This is a genomic window from Burkholderia sp. Cy-637, from assembly GCF_011753175.1.
GTDB classification, from domain to species: Bacteria; Pseudomonadota; Gammaproteobacteria; order Burkholderiales; family Burkholderiaceae; genus Burkholderia; species Burkholderia gladioli.
In genome coordinates, this window is the sequence record NZ_VWWC01000007.1 from 41,287 (window position 1) to 57,921 (window position 16,635).

The window sequence follows — 16,635 nt, forward strand, 5'->3', positions numbered from 1 at the left end:
CTTCGCATGACGCCTGTTTCTTGCGGCCCTCAGATCCCCTGCCTGAACGGGGGCGCCGCGACCGGCTGGTCGAGCATCCGCGCCAGTCCCGCCAGGGCCCGGCGCAGGCTGTCGCGATCGGGGGCCGCGTTGTGGCAGACGCGTACCAGGGTGCCGCCGGTCAGGGGCGTGGCCTCGAAAAGATCGTAGGGCGTGACGCCGATTCCGGCTGCCTCCGCGGCGCGGGCGAAACCCTGCCCGGTCTGGTGGTTGCCGGTACGCAGTCCGAAATAGAACGCGCCCGGGCGCGTCACGATCGCCGATGCCGGCAGGCTCGCCGCGACCAGTGCCTGTCGCGCCCGGGTTTCTTCCCGGATCGTCTCGACGATGTGGGTCATCTCGCCGGATTCCAATACGCTGGTCGCCATCGCCGCGTTGAGCGGCGATGCCATCAGGGTGGTGGCACGCAACGCGACGCCCAGCGCGTGGACATGCTGCGGCGGCGTGACGACGAAACCGATGCGCAAGCCCGGCCCGACCAGCTTCGACAGGCCTGTCACGTAGGTGGTGCGCTCCGGCGCCAGAATCGCCAGGCAGGGCAGCGCTTCCTCGGGCATCCAGCCATAGACGTCGTCTTCAACGATCAGGAGATCGCGGCGCCGGCAGACCTCGACGATCTCGCGCCGGCGCGCGGCGCTCATGGTGGCGGTGGTGGGGTTGTGGAGGGTGGGGCAGCAGAACAGCACCTTCGCGCCCGAGCGTTGGCAAGCCATGTCGAGCGCTTCCGGCAGCAGGCCTTCGGCATCCATGCGCACGCCCACCAGCGAACGCCCCATCATCGCGGCGGCCGACTTCAGGCCGTAATAGGTCAACTCCTCGGTCAGCACGATGTCGCCCGGCCGCGTCAGCGCGCCGAGCGCGAGCAACAGGCCATGCTGGGCCCCGCAGGTCACGACCAGATGGTCCGCCATGGCCGGCACGCCGCGACTGTCGAGCCAGCGTGCCGCGGCGGCGCGGTGCGCGACATGGCCGGCGTCCACCTGCGTGGCGAGCAGGCGCGCGGCATCTTCCACGCGCAGTTGCGTCCCCAGCAGCGCATGCGCGCCGGCCATGCCCGGCGCGTGCTCGGGGAAGTTGTGCGAGAGATCGATGAAACCTTGCGGCTGCGAGTGATCCCACAGCGAGGCGGGGCTGTCCGTCGAGGCCGGCAGCGTGAGATAGGTGCCGCGCCCGACGGTACCCTGGATCAGGCCCATGCTGCGCAATTCGTCGAAGGCGCGGGTCACCGTGCCGAGGTTCAACTGCAGCAGCCGGGCCAGCTCGCGCTGCGGCGGCAGGCGGTCGCCGACCTTCAGCGTGCCGTTGACCAGGGCCGCCTTCACGCCGTTCGCGATCGCCAGGTAACGCGGGCCGCGCGAGATCTCGATGGCCACCAGCCAGGGAGGCTTGACCGCGCCGGCGGGGCGATTCGGATTGTATGGATTATTGTCCTGGTCTTTCATGGAAATCCCCGCTTCGATGCCTGGATTGCACCAATTTGTGGCTGCACCAAAGGCGTGATAGAGACAATTTGCCCGAGTATAACGGAGAAAAATAGGACAATTTGTCCCGAAAAAAATCCTGGCACAGGGTTTGCAAAGCAGGGGCATCGTCACTCTGGAGCAAGCCCATGTCGCCGTCCCCCATCGCCTTTCACATGATCCCCGGCGGGCCCACGCCGGTTGCCCCCTTCAGCCACGCGACGGAAGCCGACGGCTTCGTGTTCGTGACGGGGCAGATGCCCGACAGCCCGGCCACGCCCGGCCTGCTGCCCGAGGGCATCGTGGCCCAGACGGCCAATGTCATGGCCAACCTGCGGACGGTGCTCGCGGGGCTCGGCCTCGACTTCGGCGACGTGGTGGTCGCGCGCGCCTACCTGACGCGTTTCGGCGAGGACTACGCCGCCTTCAACGCCACCTACCAGAGCTTTTTCGAGCCCGGCCGCCTGCCCGCGCGCACCTGCGTGGGCGTGACCGGGCTGGCTTACGACGCCCTCGTCGAGATCGATTTCATCGCCCGCCGCCGCGCGGACACCACTCGCTGATTCAAGGAGATTGTCATGTTGCTGAAGAACTGGTTTGTCAACGCCGTCGCCTCCTGCGTGGTGTTCGCCGCCTGCGCCGATGCCGCCAGCGCGCTGACGCTGGAGCAGGTCCAGGCCAAGGGCGTGATGACGGTCGCGACCGAGGACGACTTCCGTCCCTTCGAATTCATCCAGGACGGCAAGCCCGCCGGCCTCGACAATGCGCTGCTCGAGCAGTTGCGCAAGCGTTCGGGCTTCAGGATCGAGCAGAACATCATTCCGTGGTCGGGGCTGCTGCCGGGCGTGACCACCGGCAAGTACGACGTGGCGCTGACCTCGGTGGTGGTCACGCCGGAGCGCGCGAAGACGCTCGATTTCACCATGCCGGTGGCCGATGCGACCCAGTACTACGTAGTCCGCAACGGTGAAACGCGCATCAAGTCGGTGGCCGACCTGGCGGGCAAGGTGGTCGGCGTACAGGCCGGCGGCGGCTCGTATGCCGCGCTCGCCGATCTCGGCAAGACCCTGGCCGCGCATGGCGGGCAAGTGGGCAAGGTGGTGCAGTACGCGTCGTTTCCCGAGGCGTACCAGGATCTGTCGAACGGCCGGCTCGACTACGTGATCAACGGCGTGGTCAATCTCACCAGCCTGGTCCACGAGCATCCGGACCGGTTCCGCATGGGCACCGCGGTCGGCGCCCCGACCTACGCGGCCTGGGCCGTGGCCAAGGGCAACACGACACTGCTGCGCTACCTGAACAGCTTCCTCGCCAGCACGCGCGCGGACGGCTCGCTCTACGCGCTGCAGCGCAAGTGGCTCGGCACCACCTTCGAATCGATGCCGCTGTCGGCATTGAGCGGCAACTGAAGCGAACCTCACCGGACGCGCCGCGCGGCCCTCATCCGTCGCGCGGCCGATCTTCACCATGACCACAAGCTCTTATCTGGCCTTGCTGCAGGGCGCGGGCGTCTCACTGCTGCTGGCGCTGTGCGCCGTCGCGGTCGGCATCCCGCTGGGCCTGCTGCTGGCGCTGGCCCGCTGGCGCCGGGTACCGGTGCTCGGTCGCGCGATCGCCGCCTATGTCAGCGTGATGCGACCCACGCCGGTCGTGACGCTGTGCCTGCTGGTGTTCTTCGTGATGCCGGCCGCCGGCCTGGACCTGCCGCCGATGGCCGCGGCCGCGCTGGCGCTGAGCCTGAACACGACGGCCTTCAACTGCGAGATCTGGCGCGCGGCATTGCTCGCCTTGCCGGTCGACCAGCTCGAGGCGGGCACGGCGTTCGGTTTCTCGGGATGGCAGACCCTGGTTCGCATCGTGCTGCCGCAGCTCTGGCGCGCCAGCCTCGGGCCGCTCGTCAGCGAAATCACGCTGCTGCTCAAGATCACGCCGGCGGCCTCGGTGATCGGCATCGTCGACATCACGCGCGCGGCGGGCCGCATCGGCGCCGATACCTACGACCCGCTGCCGCCGTTCCTGGCCGCCACCGTGCTCTACACGCTGATCATCGCGCTCGGGGTACAGGGGCAACGCCTGCTGGAACGGCGCGCCGCCCAGCGTTACGGATACCTGTCCTCATGAACAGCCTGACTTCGCTCTGGGCTTCGCGCGAGGTCCTGGCCTCGGGCGCCGCCACGTCGGTGGTGCTGGTGGCCCTGTGCCTCGCCGTCAGCCTGCCGCTGGCCATGCTCGGCTACGTGCTGTTGCGCGAGGGGCCGCGGCCCGTGGCGCGCGTCGTGCGCCTGCTGGCGGACCTGATGCGCTGCGTGCCGTTCCTGTTGTTCGCCTACGTGGTCTATTACGGCCTGCCGGCCGTCGGGCTGCGCTTCAACGCGCTCGGCGCCGGCCTGAGCTCGCTGGCGATCTACCACGCCGCCTATTTCGTCGAGATCCTGCGCGCGGCGGGCCTGTCGCTGGCGCAGGACACGCTGACGGCGGCCGACGCGTTCGGCTTCACGCGCCTGGCGCTGTACCGGCGCATCGTGTTTCCGCAGTTGCTGGCGGCGGCCGCGCCCGTGCTCGTCAACCAGGCCGTGATGATCATCAAGGACAGCGCGCTGTTGATGATCATCACCGTCGAGGAACTGACCTTCGCGGCGAATTTCGTCAGCACCAACTATTTCTCGCCATTCGCCCCGTTTCTGCTGGCGATGCTGCTGTACTGGCTGATGTCGCTGCTGACCGACTGGACGATCGGCCGGCTCGGCCGCTCCCCTTCGAGGTGAACATGAAAGCAACCGCATCCGCGGCGATCAGCGTGCGCGGGCTGTGCAAGGACTACGACGGCGTCGAGATCCTGCGCGACATCAGTTTCGACGTGCCGCAGGGTACGACCACCTGCCTGCTCGGCCCGAGCGGCTCGGGCAAGTCGACGCTGCTGCGCTGTATCAACTGGCTGGAGGTGCCGGGCAGGGGGACCATCGAGCTCGGCGGCCAGCCGATCGGCCGCATCGGCGAGGGCGCCGCGGCGAGGCCGATGTCGCGCGCGCAACTGGCCGCCGCGCGCGGCCGGATCGGCACCGTGTTCCAGAATTTCGCGCTCTGGCCGCACATGACGGTGCTGCAGAACGTGATGGCCGCGCCGCTCCATGTGCATGGGCGCGCCGCCGCCGAGGTGCGCGGCGAGGCGATGGCCTTGCTGGAGCAGGTGGGATTGGCCGACAAGGCCGATACCTATCCGCATCGTCTGTCCGGCGGCCAGAAGCAGCGCGTGGCGATCACGCGCGCGCTGGCGATCCGTCCCGACGTGCTGCTGTTCGACGAGCCCACCAGCGCGCTCGATCCCGAGATGGTCGGCGAGGTGCTCGGCGTGATGCGGGCGCTGGCCGGGCGAGGCATGACCATGCTGGTGGTCACCCACGAGATGGGCTTCGCGCGCGAAGTGTCGGACCAGGTGGTGTTCCTGGATGGCGGCAAGCTGGTGGAAACCGGCTCGCCCGAGGTTTTTTTCCAGCAGCCGAGCACCGAGCGTGCCAGGAAATTTTTGGCACGGTATACGGCCTGATCGTTCGCGCCACGATTTCCCGTTCGTGGCGGCATGGGCGATCAGGCCGCCGCGCTGCCGCACGGCCGGCGCAACGCATTGATGTCGAGTTCGCCCAGTGTCTGCGCGAACGCCTGGGTGATCTGCGACATCGGCTCGAAGCGGGCATGCAGCACGACCATCGGTTGTCGCGCGCCAGCTCGGATTGCCTCCTGTAGCCTCGATGCCGCTAGGCGGATTTCATTACCGCCAAACCGACGATCACGAGCGCCAGCGCCAAGGTGGCAGGCGCGAGAAACCGAAACATGGATGAATGGCATAGCCGGCCCTGGTGCTGCGCGCGTTGCAGCGAGCCGCTCAGCACGCCGTGCAGTATCGACAATCCGACCACCAGCACCAGCTTGACGCTCAGCCACACCGCGCCGAACCAATGTCCCATCACGGCGATCGACGGGCCCGTGATCCAGACCAGGGTGAGCGCCGGTGTCGTTACGCTGGAATTCCAGCGGCGCATGGCGCGCAGGACCACGAGATTATCGATCGAGATGCACATGGCGAGAATCAGCGTTCCGGCCACGAAGGTCATCACCGACGCGACGTGGAGCGCCTTGATCAACAGATAGATCATCATGAAACCTGCTTGCGAGCGAGCCACGCCACGCTCGTAAAGCCAACGAACGGCACCATTGCAGCCAATACCAGCCGGATCACCTCGGCGGCCTTCCACCCCTGGCTCGACGCCAGCCTGACGACCATCCAGCAATACAGGACGAACACCGCGCCGTGCAGCGGCCCCAGCCACTGGACAGCCATCGGCATGCCGCCGAGGTGCTTGAGCGGCACGGCTACGCATACCAGCAGCACGAGGCTGCTGGCCTCGACCGCTGCCATGATGCGGAGACTGCGTGTTGGATTGGCAACGGTGCTGTTCATGCTTGACTCGGCGATGGGATCGGACTGCATTGTCCCTTTCCGCACCGACGGGCACCATTGGCTAAAATGCCATTATTCGACGGATTCCGGCCACCCCAACTCATGCATACCATTGCGGTTCTGCTGCTGCCTGGCTTTGTCAGCTTCGACATGGCGATCCCCGGTGAAATGTTTTCGCGAGCCCACGTCGCGGGCGTCGAACAGCCGTACCGGGTGACGCTGTGCGGCGAGACGCGACGGGTGAGGAGTGATTTCTTCGTTGCACAGATCGAACGAGGACTTGATTTCCTGGCGCAGGCGGACACGATCGTGGTGCCGGGCGTCGCGGATCCGCGCCTGCCCTTGTCGCCCAAGATGCTGGCGGCCTTGCGCGACGCCGCCGCCCGTGGCGCGCGGATCGCGTCGATCTGTTCCGGCGCCTTTGTGCTCGCCGCTGCGGGCTTGCTGGACGGCCGGCGGGCGACGACCCACTGGCTGGCGGCGACCGAGCTCGCCCGGCGCTATCCGGCAATCGAGGTCGATCCGGCGGTGCTGTTTGTCGACGAGGGGAACATTCTGACCTCGGCCGGCGCGGCGGCGGGAATCGATCTGTGCCTGCATCTGATCCGTCGCGACTATGGCGCGTCGGCGGCCGCCGACGCGGCTCGCCTCGCCGTGGTGCCGCTTGCCCGCGATGGCGGACAGGCGCAGTTCATTCGCTACGACGCCGCGCCCGCGTCGTCCTCCTTGCAGCCGCTGCTGCAATGGATGCAGCTGCAGTTGAAGGTGCCGCTGACGCTCGAAGCCATCGCGCATCGGGCGCACACGAGCACCCGAACTCTCACTCGGCGATTCGTTACGGAAACCGGTATGCCGCCGCTGCAATGGCTGCTCGCCGAGCGCGTGCGATGCGCGCAGGCGCTGTTGGAGACGACGGCCTTATCGATCGAGCAGATCGCGCAGGAGGCCGGCTTCGGATCCGCGACCTCGTTGCGCGAGCACTTCCGCCGTATCGTCGGAACGGCACCGGGGCAATATCGGAAGCGTTTCGCGGCGGTGCTTTCCGACGGTTAGCGCGAGGCAGTTGTGTTTCGCGGAGCGGATTCGCAACGCGTCGCTATCCGGCGCTTATCCCCGCCGCGGCATTCACTGCAGCCCGAGGTCGTTGAGTTTTCCGATCGGCACGCCCTTGTCGGGAAGTTCATGCACCGGATGTTTTCGGCCGCCCGAGCTTCACCATCTGCCGGAGCATGAAACTCGGCGCCACGCGGCTGGCGATTTTCAGCACGTTGCTCAGCCCGGGGCGAATCTCCGGCTTCCCGGCCTCGATGCCGGCGATGGCGTGCTTCACCAGCACGCTCACGTTCATGGCGCTTTCTCCCTGCATCTGTTCGGCGAACTCGTCGCGAAACAGCGGCGTCTCGGTGGCGGGCGGCGCCAGCTCGACGATCGATACCGCCTTGCCGTCCAGTTGCGCCCTCAGGCACTGCGTATAGGCATGCATCGCGGCCTTCGACGCGCTGTAGATCGGCGCGGCTGGAAACGGCACGAAGGCCAGGCCTGAGGACACGTTCACGATCAGGCTGCCTTGCCGGCGCAGCAGCAAGGGGAGGAAGGCCTGGACCATCCAGATCGATCCCTTCAGGTTCCCGTCGATCTCGGCGGTCAGGTCATCCAGCCGATACGACTGGTCCAGCTTGATGTTGCGCATCACGCCCGCGTTGTTCACCAGCGTGTCTAGCGAGGGAAACCTGTCGGACACGGCTTGGTAGAGCGCCTCGATGCTCGCCGGATCGCGCACGTCGCTCTCGAACGTGTGCAGGCCCGGCACGGCCTGCCGCGCGGCTTCCAGCCTGTCGGCCCTGCGTCCCGTGACGATCACGCGATTGCCGCGCGTGGTGAGTTGCTTCGCCAGTTCGAGGCCGATGCCGCTGGTTCCGCCCGTGATCAACACGGTTCTTCCGATCATTTTCATGGTTTGGCTCCCGCCAGGTTGAGCATGAGCGTAGTCTGGCGGGCATGCTTCCCGAAGGGAAGAAGGCACCTGAAAGTCATATACTTACCCAGCGGAGAGTGTGGCGATGAAACGAATCCCCGAATTCACCAAGGAGCAGATCGCGGCCGCGCAGTACTACGCGAGCCTCACGCCGCCGATCGATATCGATCCGCGGATCGCTTCCCTCGTCAGGGAACTGATCGGTCGTGTCGCCGACAAGTGGACGATGCTGATCCTCGACGTGCTCACGGAGCAATCGCCGCTGCGTTTCAGCCGTCTCGCCGAACAGGTCGAGGGCATCAGCCAGAAGATGCTGACGCAGACCTTGCGCGCGATGGAGCGCGATGGCTTGGTGGTACGCACCGTGTATCCGGTCGTGCCGCCCAAGGTGGAGTACCGGCTCACCGACCTGGGCATCACCCTGGGCGCCGCGTTCTGTGGCGTATGGGTCTGGGCCGCGAACAACCTGGAGGCGGTGGAAAGGGCCCGCCGGGATTTCGACGATCGACCGGCGCAATGAGCGCGGCGCTTGGGTGCGCGAGCGATGCCGGCGGTGGCTCGATACCGTGCTCGCCCCGGGCCGCGGGCAGCGTTACCTGGTCTTCCTGTATGGTTGAACCCATCCTCATCCCAATGCGATCGCGGCGCTGACGGCGCCACGATGCACGCTTATCCGACCATGCCTCGTCGATCTTCCCACGCCTGGCTGAAGCTGCTCGGCAGCTTCCTGAGCCCGGCGACGCGCAAGCCGAAGCGAGGCGGCGCGGTGAAACCCGCCAAGTCGGCCTCGAAGCCCGCGCCGCCCGGGCGTTCGTCCGCCACGCGCAAGGGGACCGGCAGCACCGCGGCGGCCTCGCCGAAGCCGGCCAAGCCCTCGGCAGCCGGTCGTGGCGTGCGCGCCCGGCCGAGCTTGTCGCGGCTCGGCAGATGGACGCGCTCCTTCCATTCGGCACGGCCCGCGCCGGGCCAGTTGGTCAATCACCTCGGCTACCTGCTGTACCAGCCGCCCGGCGTGCAGCCCGATGGCCCGCTGGTGGTGATGCTGCACGGCTGCAAGCAGACCGCCGAGGCGTTCGCGCTCGGCACCCGCATCGACCGCCTCGCCGATCGCCATGGTTTTTCGGTGCTGTTGCCGGAACAGTCGACCGGCAGGCATGCGCATCGCTGCTGGAACTGGTTCGATCCGCCGGCGCCCGGTTCGGACACGGATGCGGTGGGCTCGCTGGTGCGCGCCATGATCGCGCGGCACGGCTTCGACGCGGGGCGGGTCTACCTGGCCGGCATGTCGGCCGGCGCCAGCCTGGCCGCGCAACTCGGCCTGCACGAGCCGTCGCTGTTCGCCGCGCTCGCGCTTCATTCGGGGGCGGTGGTCGGTGCCGCGCGTTCGTCGGTCAATGCCTTGCGCGTCATGCAGCACGGCAGCCGCGACGAGCCGGTTTCGCTGGTCGACGCGATGGTGACGGTCGCCGGCTACCCGGGCATGCCGGTGCTGATCGTGCACGGGGAACTCGACGGCGTGGTCGCGAAGATCAATGCCGAGCAGGCGGCACGCCAGTGGCTGCGGGCCAATGGCCTGATCGACGAGCACGGCGCGGAAATCGCCGGCACGCGCGTGCTGACCGAGCACGGCGACCGCCTGGTGATCGACCACCGGCGCGGCAGGCGCGCGATCGTGCGGGTCTGCATGGTGCGAGGGCTCGGCCACGCCTGGAGCGGCGGCGACGATCGACTGCCGTTCAACGCGGCGCGCGGCCCGGATGCCACCGCGATGATCTGGGCATTCTTCCGGAGCCGCCGGCGCGAGTCTTGAGTGACCGCGTTCACCGTTCGGCTCGAAGGCGCAAGTCTTCCGCGCCTTCCCTTTCCTTGATGCGAACTCGTGAAAATCTTACCGTCGGCGATGCACTTGCCGACGCACGCCGCTTGGGTCGAGCGCGCTTGCTCCGGCGGTGATGAAGGATGCCCGGACATCCGTGCCATGGCGCGTCACCGGCATGTCGTCGACCCAGGCGAAGCGCCACCGGCACGGCGCGGTTTCCGGCAAGTCGCGCGGGCGGCGGGCCGGGTACGCGCCTTGCGACATCGATTCCGACGCCCAGGCCAGGGGAGCTCCGGCCAGGGATTCGCCCGGACAAGGCGTCATTCATACAAATCCAAGGAGGTACGACATGTCACTGGGACTGATTTTACTGATCATCATCGTGCTGATACTGGTCGGCGTGATTCCCACCTGGCCTCACAGTCGCAGCTGGGGTTACGGGCCGAGCGGCCTGCTGGGCGTGGTGCTGGTCATCGTGATCGTGCTGGTCCTGCTCGGGCAGATATAGCTGCGCTTGCCGGCCGATCCGTTCCGCTGATTCCCGCCGGAAGGCAGGTGAAACCGGCCTCGCGTCCCGCCGAGGGCGCAGGCCGCGTTTCGCGGAAAGCGTCGGCCGCTTATTCGACCACTTATTCGCCCAACTCGACGTTGAACTGCCGCCCCACGTAGTCGATGTGCGCGAACATCGCGTCCTGCGCCGCGTCGGGATTGCGGTCGCGAATGGCGTGATAGATGGTTTCGTGCTGGAGCAGCCGATCGCGCGCCTGCACCGCCGCATTGAGGTTGTTGACGGTCGCGTCGTAGGTATTGCTGGCGATATGCTCGCGCAGCATGGTGATCACGCCGGCATAGAACTGGTCCAGCATGCGGTTGTGCGAGGCCGCCGTGAGCATGGCGTGGAATTCGCAATCGGTGCGCGCTTCCTCGTCGACATCGGCCTGCCGCACGGCCGCCTGCATGCGCTCGAGTATCCCCTCGAAGCGCTCCACCTGCTGCGCCGACGCGCGTTGCGCGGCGAAGCGTGCCGCCGCGCATTCGAACACCATCCTGAATTCGAGCGTTTCCGAGCGCAGCGGCGGGGTTTCCGCGATCAGCTGCATCCACGGCGCCGCCGTGCCCACCGGCTTGTTCCCCAGCAGATAGACGCCGCTGCCGTGCCGGCTCTCCAGCAAGCCCTTGCTGACCAGCCGGCCGATCGCCTCGCGCACCGTCGCGCGCGACACGCCGAGCGACTCGGCCAGCGCCCGTTCGGCCGGCAGGCGTTCGCCGGCCAGCCATCGTCCCTCCGAAATACCGGTCTCGATCTGCCGGACAGTCCGATTCAGCGCACCCGTGCTTTTCATACCCCGTTCCACTCCTGACCCGCCTGGCCGGCCGCCCGGAAAAGTGGCCTGACCAATTTGCGCCGCCGTCGGCCTTCGCCGGATGATGCCTGCAACCGGTCCAGCGCATGCGGCGTTCCACACGACAGGCGCGGCCCGACAGCTCGACCCCACAATCAGGAGGCATCACATGAGCCAGCCCACGCTCGCCATCAAGCTGCACGACAAGGACGACGTGCTGATCGCGCGCGGCGCGATCGCCGCGGGAACGATTCTCGCCGAATTCGACGATCTTGTCGCAAGCGCCGAGATTCCGCCCGCCCACAAGATCGCCTGCCGCGACGTCGCGCAGGGCGCGCCGGTGCGCCGCTACGGCCAGATCATCGGCTTCGCCACGCAGGCGATCCGCGCCGGCGAGCATGTCCACGTGCACAACCTGTCGATCGGCGAATTCAATCGCGACTACGCGTTCGGCGAGGACCTCCGCCCGGTCTCGCCCGCCGCCGCGCCGCTCGATTTCCAGGGCTTTCGCCGCGCCGACGGGCGCGTGGCGACCCGCAACTACATCGGCGTGATCAGCACCGTCAACTGCTCGGCCACCGTCACCAAGCTGGTGAGCCAGCACTTCGCGGCGCCCGGCGTGCTCGATGCCTACCCGAACGTGGACGGCATCGTGCCGATCACGCACAGCTTCGGCTGTTGCATCGATCATCACGGCGAGGGCATCCAGCAACTGCGGCGCACCATCGGCGGTTACGTCAGGCATCCGAACTTTGCCGGCGTGGTGATCATCGGGCTGGGCTGCGAGGCCAACCAGATGGGCGCGATGTTCGTCGCCGAGGGCGTGGAGCCGGGGCCGCTGCTGGTGCCGCTGGTGATGCAGGAGGAGGGCGGCACGCAGAAGACGGTGGACGCCGCGATCCGCGCCGTCGAGGCGATGCTGCCGCTGGCCAACCAGGCGCGCCGCGAGCCGCTGCCGGTCTCCCACCTGAGCGTGGCGCTGCAATGCGGCGGCTCCGACGGTTATTCCGGCATCACCGCCAACCCCGCGCTGGGCGCCGCGGTGGACCTGCTGGTGAGCCACGGCGGCACCGCGATCCTGACCGAGACGCCGGAGATCTACGGCGCCGAACATCTGCTGACGCGTCGCGCGGTCAGCCGCGAGGTGGGCGAGAAGATCGTCGAGCGCATCCACTGGTGGGAATCGTATGCCGAGCGTGAAAAAGGCAGCATCGACAACAATCCGACGCCCGGCAACAAGGCCGGCGGGCTGACCACGATCCTGGAGAAGTCGCTCGGCGCGGTGGCCAAGAGCGGGTCGTCGCCGCTGATGGGCGTGTACCGCTACGCCGAGCCGGTCGACACGAACGGGCTGGTGTTCATGGATGCGCCGGGCTACGACCCGATGGGCGCGACCGGCCAGATCGCCAGCGGCGCCAACCTGGTGGTGTTCACCACCGGACGCGGTTCCTGCTTCGGCGCGAAGCCGGCGCCGTCGATCAAGGTCGCGACCAACTCGGCGATGTACCGGCGCATGGTGGACGACATGGACATCAACTGCGGCGAGATCATGGAGGGCGGCGCCTCGGTCGAGCAGAAGGGCGAGGAGATCTTCCGCATGATCATCGAGGTCGCCTCGGGCGGCAAGAGCAAGAGCGAGGCGCTCGGCGTGGGCAACGAGGAATTCGTGCCCTGGATGATCGGCGCGCAGATGTAAGGCGGCACGGCGGGCGCCAGGCGCGAGGACGCGGCCCGCCGCGATCGATTCGATTCGCAATACCAATCAAGTGCCGGTGACGCGACGCCACGCAGCGCGCACCGGACGGAGACTCGGCATGAAGATCAAACGAGCCATCGAGCGCTTTCCCGGCGGCATGATGGTGATTCCCCTTCTGTGGGGCAGCGTGCTCAACACGTTCGCGCCGCACGTCCTCGCCATCGGCAGCTTCTCCACCCAGCTCGCCCACGGCGCCCTGCCGATCCTGGCGGTGTTCTTCGTCTGCATGGGCGCGGAGATCCAGTTGCGCACCGCCCCCCGGGCGCTGCGCAACGGCGCGGCGATCACGCTCGCCAAGCTGGCCAGCGGCGTGGCGATCGGCTTCGCGGTGAGCCGGCTGTGCGGGCCTCAAGGCCTGTTCGGCCTGTCGGGCATGGCGATCATCGCCGCCGTGACCAATGCCAACATGGGCCTGTACGCGGCGGTGACGCGCCAGTTCGGCGACGAGGTCGATCGCGGCGCGCTGGCGGTACTCTCGATCCTCGAAGGGCCGTTCGTGACGATGGTGGCGCTCGGTTTGTCCGGGCTGGCGACCATCCCCGTGATCGACCTGGTGGCCACCGTGCTGCCGATCGTGATCGGCATGGTGCTCGGCAACCTCGACGAGGACATGCGGCGCTTCCTCAAGTCCGGCGGCGACCTGCTGATCCCCTTCTTCGCCTTCGGCCTCGGCGCGCAGATCAACCTGCACGCGATCCTCGGCGCGGGCCTGTCCGGCATCCTGCTCGGGCTCATCACGCTGGCCGCGGGCGCCGTGTGCAACGTGCTGGCCTCGAGGCTGGCAGGCGGCACCGGCGTGGCCGGCATGGCGGCGGCCACCACCGCCGGCAATGCGGTGGCGACACCCACCGCGATCGCGGCGGTGGACCCGCGCCTGGGCTCGCTGGTGGCGATGGCCACGCCGCAGATCGCGGCCTCGACCATCGTCACCTCGCTGCTCGCGCCCCTGGCGGCGGCGGCCTATGCGCGCTGGCATGGGCGCCGTCGCGCACGCGATGCCGAGCTTCACGAAGCGGCTTCTACGAGCAAGGCCTGATCGGCGGCACGGCCCCCGATCAGGCGATGCGGCGCGCGCGCAAGCTCAGGCCACGAGCCGGCCTCTGAGCGCCGCGCGCACTTCCGTCTCGTCGAGCACCTCGTCCAGCACGCGCTTCACGCGCGCCAACAGTTCCTCGCATTCGCTCTCGCTCAGGCACAGCGCCGGCGCGAAACCGAGCGTGCCGTCGCCGAAGGCGCGCAGGACGATGCCGTTGCGGCCGGCCGCGTCGAACAGGCGCGTGGGCAGCTTCACGGCGGGGTCGAAGGGCGTGCGCGCGGCCTTGTCGCTGACCAGTTCCAGCGCGCCGAGCAGGCCGCGATGGCGCGCGTCGCCCACCAGCGGATGCTCGCGCAGGGCATCGAGCCCGGCGCCGAACTGCAGGGCGCGCGTGCGGCCGTTCTCCAGCAGCCCGCCCTCGTGATAGAGGCGCAGCACCTCCAGCGCGATCGCCGCGCTGACGGGATGCGCGGAATAGGTCTGGCCATGGCCGATCGGCGCATCGGCCGGCGCGCCGTCGGCGATCGCCTGGTAGACATGCTCGGCCATCAGCACGGCGCCCATCGGCGCGTAACCGGCCGTCAGGCCCTTGGCCACCGTCATCAGGTCCGGCTCGACCTGCTCGGCCTCGCAGGCGAACAGCGGGCCGGTGCGCCCGAAGCCGGTGATCACCTCGTCGGCCACGAACAGGATGCCGAGCCGCCGGCAGGCCTCGCGCATCGCCTTCAGCCAGCCCGTCGGCGGCACGATCACGCCGCCCGAGCCCTGCACCGGTTCGCAGAAGAAGGCGGCCACGTGTTCGGCGCCAAGCTCCGCCACCTTGTCCTCGAGTGCCTTGACCGAGGCGGCGATGATCGCCCGCGGATCGTCGGGCGTGGCGCTGCGATAGGGATAGGGCGAGGGGATATGGTGCTGGGTCGCCTGCGGCAGGTCGAAGCCGCGATGGAACACCGGCAGCGCCGTGAGCCCCGCGCCGAACGAGGACGAGCCGTGGTAGCCGCGTTCCAGCGCGATGAAGTGCTTCTTCGCCGGCTTGCCGATCGCGTTGTAGTAGTAGGTGATGAAGCGCACCGCGGAATCGACCGCGTCGGAGCCGCCCAGCGTGAAGTAGATGCGCGACAGCGAGGCCGGGGCCAGCGCGGTGAGCCGCTCGGCCAGCTCGATGGCGGGCGTCGAGCCGAAGTGGAAATAGCCGGTCGCGTAGGGCAGCCGGCTCATCTGGCGCATCGCCGCCTCGACGATGCTGGCCTGGCCGTAGCCGGTGTTGACGCACCAGAGCCCGGCGAAGGCATCGAGCAGCTCGCGGCCGTCGGCGTCGCGCAACCATACGCCGTGGCCCGAATCCAGGATCGTCACGCCGCGCGCCTCGTGCGCGCGATAGGCCACGGCCGGGTGAATCAGGTGTCGACGATCGGCGTCGACCAGAAGGTCTTTCTGCATCTGCTACCTCGAAAAGGGATCCGCCGGGGGATCGGGACGCGGCCGGCGCATCGAGCGAACCGGCCGCGGAAACGACGCGCGAGCGCGTCTAGAAGCGATGGATCATGCCGAGCCGCACCAGCGTCTGGTTCTCGCCCAACGAGGCGCCGGCCGAGGCGGGCGTGGTGGCGAAATCGAAGGCCGTGCCGGTATGCGCGCTGACCACGTGCTGGTACGCGGCCTGCATGTAGAGCGAGGTGCGCTTGCTCAGGTCGTAGTCGAGCATCAGCGAGAGCTGGTGCCACTTCGGCTCGAAATCGCCGGTGCTGGCATGCAGGTTCGCCTCGGTGAAGGTATAGGCGCCGAACAGCCAGAACGACGGCGTGAAGGCGTACTTCGCATTGACCTCGAAGTTGTCGAACTTCCAGGACTGCCAGCGGCCGCCCGGCGGCTGGGTGGCCGTCGAGGCGATATAGGCGTTGGCGGTCGGGTCGTAGACGTCGACATGCGAGTAGGACAGGCCCAGCTTGGTGGCCGCGAACGCGTAGGACAGCCCCGCCACGATGTTCTGCTCGGACGAGCCGGTAAACACCGTGTCGGTGGACACCGCGCCGTTGGCCGAGCCGCCGGCGTCGATCTTCAGGTAGCCGAGCGCGGCGGTCAGGCCCGCCAGCTTGTATTGCAGGGCCGCGCTGTAGAGCCGGTTGTTGGCGAAGCCGGTGTCGTTGCTGAAGCCGTACATCGCCTCGGCCTTCAGGCCGTTGAAGTTCGGGCTGGTGTACTTGACCGAGTTGTTGACGCGGAAATCGAAGTCGGCGTTGTCGTTGTCGAACGGATGCGAGGCGACGTCGCCGCTCACGCCACCCGCGCCCGTCAGGCCGCTCCAGAGATCGATGGTCGGGTCGTACTGGCGGCCGAACGAGAGCGTGCCGAGCCGGTCCGACTGCAGGCCGACCCAGGCCTGCCGGCCGAACTCGCGGCCGCCCTGCTTGAAGGCGCCGCTGTTCACGTCGAAGCCGTTCTCGAGGCGGAACAGCGCGCGCGTGCCGCCGCCCAGGTCCTCGGAGCCGGCGATGCCCCAGCGGCTGCCGAAGGTGTCGCCGCTCTTCATCTGGAAGGTGCCGTGTCCCTTCGCGTTGCTGGTGTAGTTGAGCCCTTCGTCGATGATGCCGTACAGCGTAACGCTGCTCTGTGCCTGCGCCGCCGTGCTGCTGCCGGCGAGTATCGCCAGCGCCGTCGCCACCGCTGCCGCGATGCGTGTTTCCAAGCCTGCTGCCTTGCTCATGATTTCCCCTGGTGGTGGTCGTGTTGCATGAATCGAAGCCTTGCTGG

General features: G+C 68.0%; 18 protein-coding genes. 11 read left to right on the top strand and 7 right to left on the bottom strand.

Annotated elements, in window-relative coordinates; all coding sequences use genetic code 11:
• Positions 1–29 precede the first annotated feature (29 nt).
• On the bottom strand, positions 30–1,481 hold the full coding sequence (locus F3J10_RS03825; RefSeq protein WP_240155355.1) for a PLP-dependent aminotransferase family protein: 1,452 nt from the start codon (positions 1,479–1,481) through the stop codon (positions 30–32).
• A gap of 167 nt (positions 1,482–1,648) precedes the next feature.
• Between F3J10_RS03825 and F3J10_RS03830 the strand changes: the two genes are divergently transcribed.
• From F3J10_RS03830 to F3J10_RS03850, 5 genes are read left to right on the top strand one after another with little or no spacing between them, the layout of a single operon-like run.
• Positions 1,649–2,062, top strand: a complete 414-nt coding sequence (locus F3J10_RS03830; protein WP_205200139.1) for a RidA family protein — start codon at positions 1,649–1,651, stop codon at positions 2,060–2,062.
• A gap of 15 nt (positions 2,063–2,077) precedes the next feature.
• Positions 2,078–2,908: a transporter substrate-binding domain-containing protein gene (locus tag F3J10_RS03835; RefSeq protein WP_025097094.1), complete on the top strand. Its 831-nt coding sequence runs from the start codon at positions 2,078–2,080 to the stop codon at positions 2,906–2,908.
• A gap of 58 nt (positions 2,909–2,966) precedes the next feature.
• Complete coding sequence (locus F3J10_RS03840) at positions 2,967–3,620, top strand: amino acid ABC transporter permease (protein WP_166911785.1); 654 nt, start codon at positions 2,967–2,969, stop codon at positions 3,618–3,620.
• Entirely contained in the window at positions 3,617–4,264 is a 648-nt protein-coding gene (locus F3J10_RS03845) for an ABC transporter permease subunit (protein ID WP_166911783.1), read from the top strand. The genes F3J10_RS03840 and F3J10_RS03845 overlap by 4 nt, the downstream gene beginning before the upstream one ends.
• Positions 4,265–4,266: 2 nt before the next feature.
• Positions 4,267–5,043 carry an amino acid ABC transporter ATP-binding protein gene (locus tag F3J10_RS03850; RefSeq protein ID WP_025097097.1) on the top strand — a complete coding sequence of 259 codons (777 nt, stop codon included), beginning with the start codon at positions 4,267–4,269 and terminating at the stop codon, positions 5,041–5,043.
• Positions 5,044–5,251: 208 nt separating this feature from the next.
• Here F3J10_RS03850 and F3J10_RS03860 read toward each other — a convergent pair whose 3' ends face one another.
• Both F3J10_RS03860 and F3J10_RS03865 read right to left on the bottom strand, forming a co-directional pair.
• The gene (locus F3J10_RS03860) at positions 5,252–5,653 is read right to left on the bottom strand and encodes a CopD family protein (RefSeq protein WP_240154605.1); all 402 of its coding nucleotides are present in this window, start codon (positions 5,651–5,653) and stop codon (positions 5,252–5,254) included.
• Positions 5,650–5,955, bottom strand: coding sequence for a DUF3817 domain-containing protein (locus F3J10_RS03865; RefSeq protein ID WP_025097099.1), 306 nt, complete (start codon positions 5,953–5,955; stop codon positions 5,650–5,652). Before F3J10_RS03865 ends, F3J10_RS03860 begins: the two co-directional genes overlap by 4 nt.
• Before the next feature lie 102 nt (positions 5,956–6,057).
• Between F3J10_RS03865 and F3J10_RS03870 the strand changes: the two genes are divergently transcribed.
• Positions 6,058–7,008, top strand: a complete 951-nt coding sequence (locus F3J10_RS03870; RefSeq protein ID WP_166911781.1) for a helix-turn-helix domain-containing protein — start codon at positions 6,058–6,060, stop codon at positions 7,006–7,008.
• A gap of 127 nt (positions 7,009–7,135) precedes the next feature.
• Here F3J10_RS03870 and F3J10_RS03875 read toward each other — a convergent pair whose 3' ends face one another.
• Entirely contained in the window at positions 7,136–7,909 is a 774-nt protein-coding gene (locus F3J10_RS03875) for an SDR family NAD(P)-dependent oxidoreductase (protein ID WP_167241102.1), read from the bottom strand.
• Between the two features lie 106 nt (positions 7,910–8,015).
• Here F3J10_RS03875 and F3J10_RS03880 point away from each other — a divergent pair, with 106 nt between their 5' ends.
• The 3 genes from F3J10_RS03880 (at position 8,016) to F3J10_RS03890 (ending at position 10,257) form a co-directional block, all read left to right on the top strand.
• Positions 8,016–8,450 carry a helix-turn-helix domain-containing protein gene (locus tag F3J10_RS03880; protein WP_025097102.1) on the top strand — a complete coding sequence of 145 codons (435 nt, stop codon included), beginning with the start codon at positions 8,016–8,018 and terminating at the stop codon, positions 8,448–8,450.
• A 159-nt stretch (positions 8,451–8,609) separates the two neighbouring features.
• A complete protein-coding gene (locus tag F3J10_RS03885; protein WP_167241104.1) occupies positions 8,610–9,740 on the top strand; it encodes a PHB depolymerase family esterase in 1,131 nt (376 codons plus the stop codon).
• Between the two features lie 358 nt (positions 9,741–10,098).
• Positions 10,099–10,257 carry a DUF3309 family protein gene (locus F3J10_RS03890; protein ID WP_013690847.1) on the top strand — a complete coding sequence of 53 codons (159 nt, stop codon included), beginning with the start codon at positions 10,099–10,101 and terminating at the stop codon, positions 10,255–10,257.
• Positions 10,258–10,378: 121 nt separating this feature from the next.
• On the opposite strand, the gene F3J10_RS03895 is transcribed toward F3J10_RS03890, so the two are convergent.
• Positions 10,379–11,092, bottom strand: a complete 714-nt coding sequence (locus F3J10_RS03895) for an FCD domain-containing protein (protein WP_167241106.1) — start codon at positions 11,090–11,092, stop codon at positions 10,379–10,381.
• 169 nt (positions 11,093–11,261) lie between these two features.
• Here F3J10_RS03895 and F3J10_RS03900 point away from each other — a divergent pair, with 169 nt between their 5' ends.
• Both F3J10_RS03900 and F3J10_RS03905 read left to right on the top strand, forming a co-directional pair.
• The gene (locus tag F3J10_RS03900; RefSeq protein ID WP_036037172.1) at positions 11,262–12,788 is read left to right on the top strand and encodes an altronate dehydratase family protein; all 1,527 of its coding nucleotides are present in this window, start codon (positions 11,262–11,264) and stop codon (positions 12,786–12,788) included.
• A gap of 118 nt (positions 12,789–12,906) precedes the next feature.
• Positions 12,907–13,884: a 2-keto-3-deoxygluconate permease gene (locus F3J10_RS03905; protein WP_013690844.1), complete on the top strand. Its 978-nt coding sequence runs from the start codon at positions 12,907–12,909 to the stop codon at positions 13,882–13,884.
• A gap of 45 nt (positions 13,885–13,929) precedes the next feature.
• Here the strand turns inward: F3J10_RS03905 and F3J10_RS03910 are convergent, their stop codons facing one another.
• Together F3J10_RS03910 and F3J10_RS03915 are read right to left on the bottom strand one after the other, a co-directional pair.
• Positions 13,930–15,324 (bottom strand): aspartate aminotransferase family protein, encoded by a 1,395-nt coding sequence (locus F3J10_RS03910; protein ID WP_105851073.1) that lies wholly within the window; start codon positions 15,322–15,324, stop codon positions 13,930–13,932.
• Positions 15,325–15,412: 88 nt separating this feature from the next.
• Positions 15,413–16,588: a porin gene (locus F3J10_RS03915; protein WP_167241108.1), complete on the bottom strand. Its 1,176-nt coding sequence runs from the start codon at positions 16,586–16,588 to the stop codon at positions 15,413–15,415.
• Between the last annotated feature and the right edge of the window lie 47 nt (positions 16,589–16,635).

Bases quoted from the DNA above. Each gene is read 5' to 3' on its own strand.
- F3J10_RS03910 (WP_105851073.1), bottom strand. From the start codon at position 15,324: ATGCAGAAAGACCTTCTGGTCGACGCCGATCGTCGACACCTGATTCAC.
- F3J10_RS03835 (WP_025097094.1), top strand. From the start codon at position 2,078: ATGTTGCTGAAGAACTGGTTTGTCAACGCCGTCGCCTCCTGCGTGGTG.
- F3J10_RS03865 (WP_025097099.1), bottom strand. From the start codon at position 5,955: ATGAACAGCACCGTTGCCAATCCAACACGCAGTCTCCGCATCATGGCA.
- F3J10_RS03825 (WP_240155355.1), bottom strand. From the start codon at position 1,481: ATGAAAGACCAGGACAATAATCCATACAATCCGAATCGCCCCGCCGGC.
- F3J10_RS03895 (WP_167241106.1), bottom strand. From the start codon at position 11,092: ATGAAAAGCACGGGTGCGCTGAATCGGACTGTCCGGCAGATCGAGACC.
- F3J10_RS03845 (WP_166911783.1), top strand. From the start codon at position 3,617: ATGAACAGCCTGACTTCGCTCTGGGCTTCGCGCGAGGTCCTGGCCTCG.
- F3J10_RS03915 (WP_167241108.1), bottom strand. From the start codon at position 16,588: ATGAGCAAGGCAGCAGGCTTGGAAACACGCATCGCGGCAGCGGTGGCG.
- F3J10_RS03860 (WP_240154605.1), bottom strand. From the start codon at position 5,653: ATGATGATCTATCTGTTGATCAAGGCGCTCCACGTCGCGTCGGTGATG.
- F3J10_RS03870 (WP_166911781.1), top strand. From the start codon at position 6,058: ATGCATACCATTGCGGTTCTGCTGCTGCCTGGCTTTGTCAGCTTCGAC.
- F3J10_RS03840 (WP_166911785.1), top strand. From the start codon at position 2,967: ATGACCACAAGCTCTTATCTGGCCTTGCTGCAGGGCGCGGGCGTCTCA.
- F3J10_RS03905 (WP_013690844.1), top strand. From the start codon at position 12,907: ATGAAGATCAAACGAGCCATCGAGCGCTTTCCCGGCGGCATGATGGTG.
- F3J10_RS03900 (WP_036037172.1), top strand. From the start codon at position 11,262: ATGAGCCAGCCCACGCTCGCCATCAAGCTGCACGACAAGGACGACGTG.
- F3J10_RS03830 (WP_205200139.1), top strand. From the start codon at position 1,649: ATGTCGCCGTCCCCCATCGCCTTTCACATGATCCCCGGCGGGCCCACG.
- F3J10_RS03880 (WP_025097102.1), top strand. From the start codon at position 8,016: ATGAAACGAATCCCCGAATTCACCAAGGAGCAGATCGCGGCCGCGCAG.
- F3J10_RS03885 (WP_167241104.1), top strand. From the start codon at position 8,610: ATGCCTCGTCGATCTTCCCACGCCTGGCTGAAGCTGCTCGGCAGCTTC.
- F3J10_RS03890 (WP_013690847.1), top strand. From the start codon at position 10,099: ATGTCACTGGGACTGATTTTACTGATCATCATCGTGCTGATACTGGTC.
- F3J10_RS03875 (WP_167241102.1), bottom strand. From the start codon at position 7,909: ATGAAAATGATCGGAAGAACCGTGTTGATCACGGGCGGAACCAGCGGC.
- F3J10_RS03850 (WP_025097097.1), top strand. From the start codon at position 4,267: ATGAAAGCAACCGCATCCGCGGCGATCAGCGTGCGCGGGCTGTGCAAG.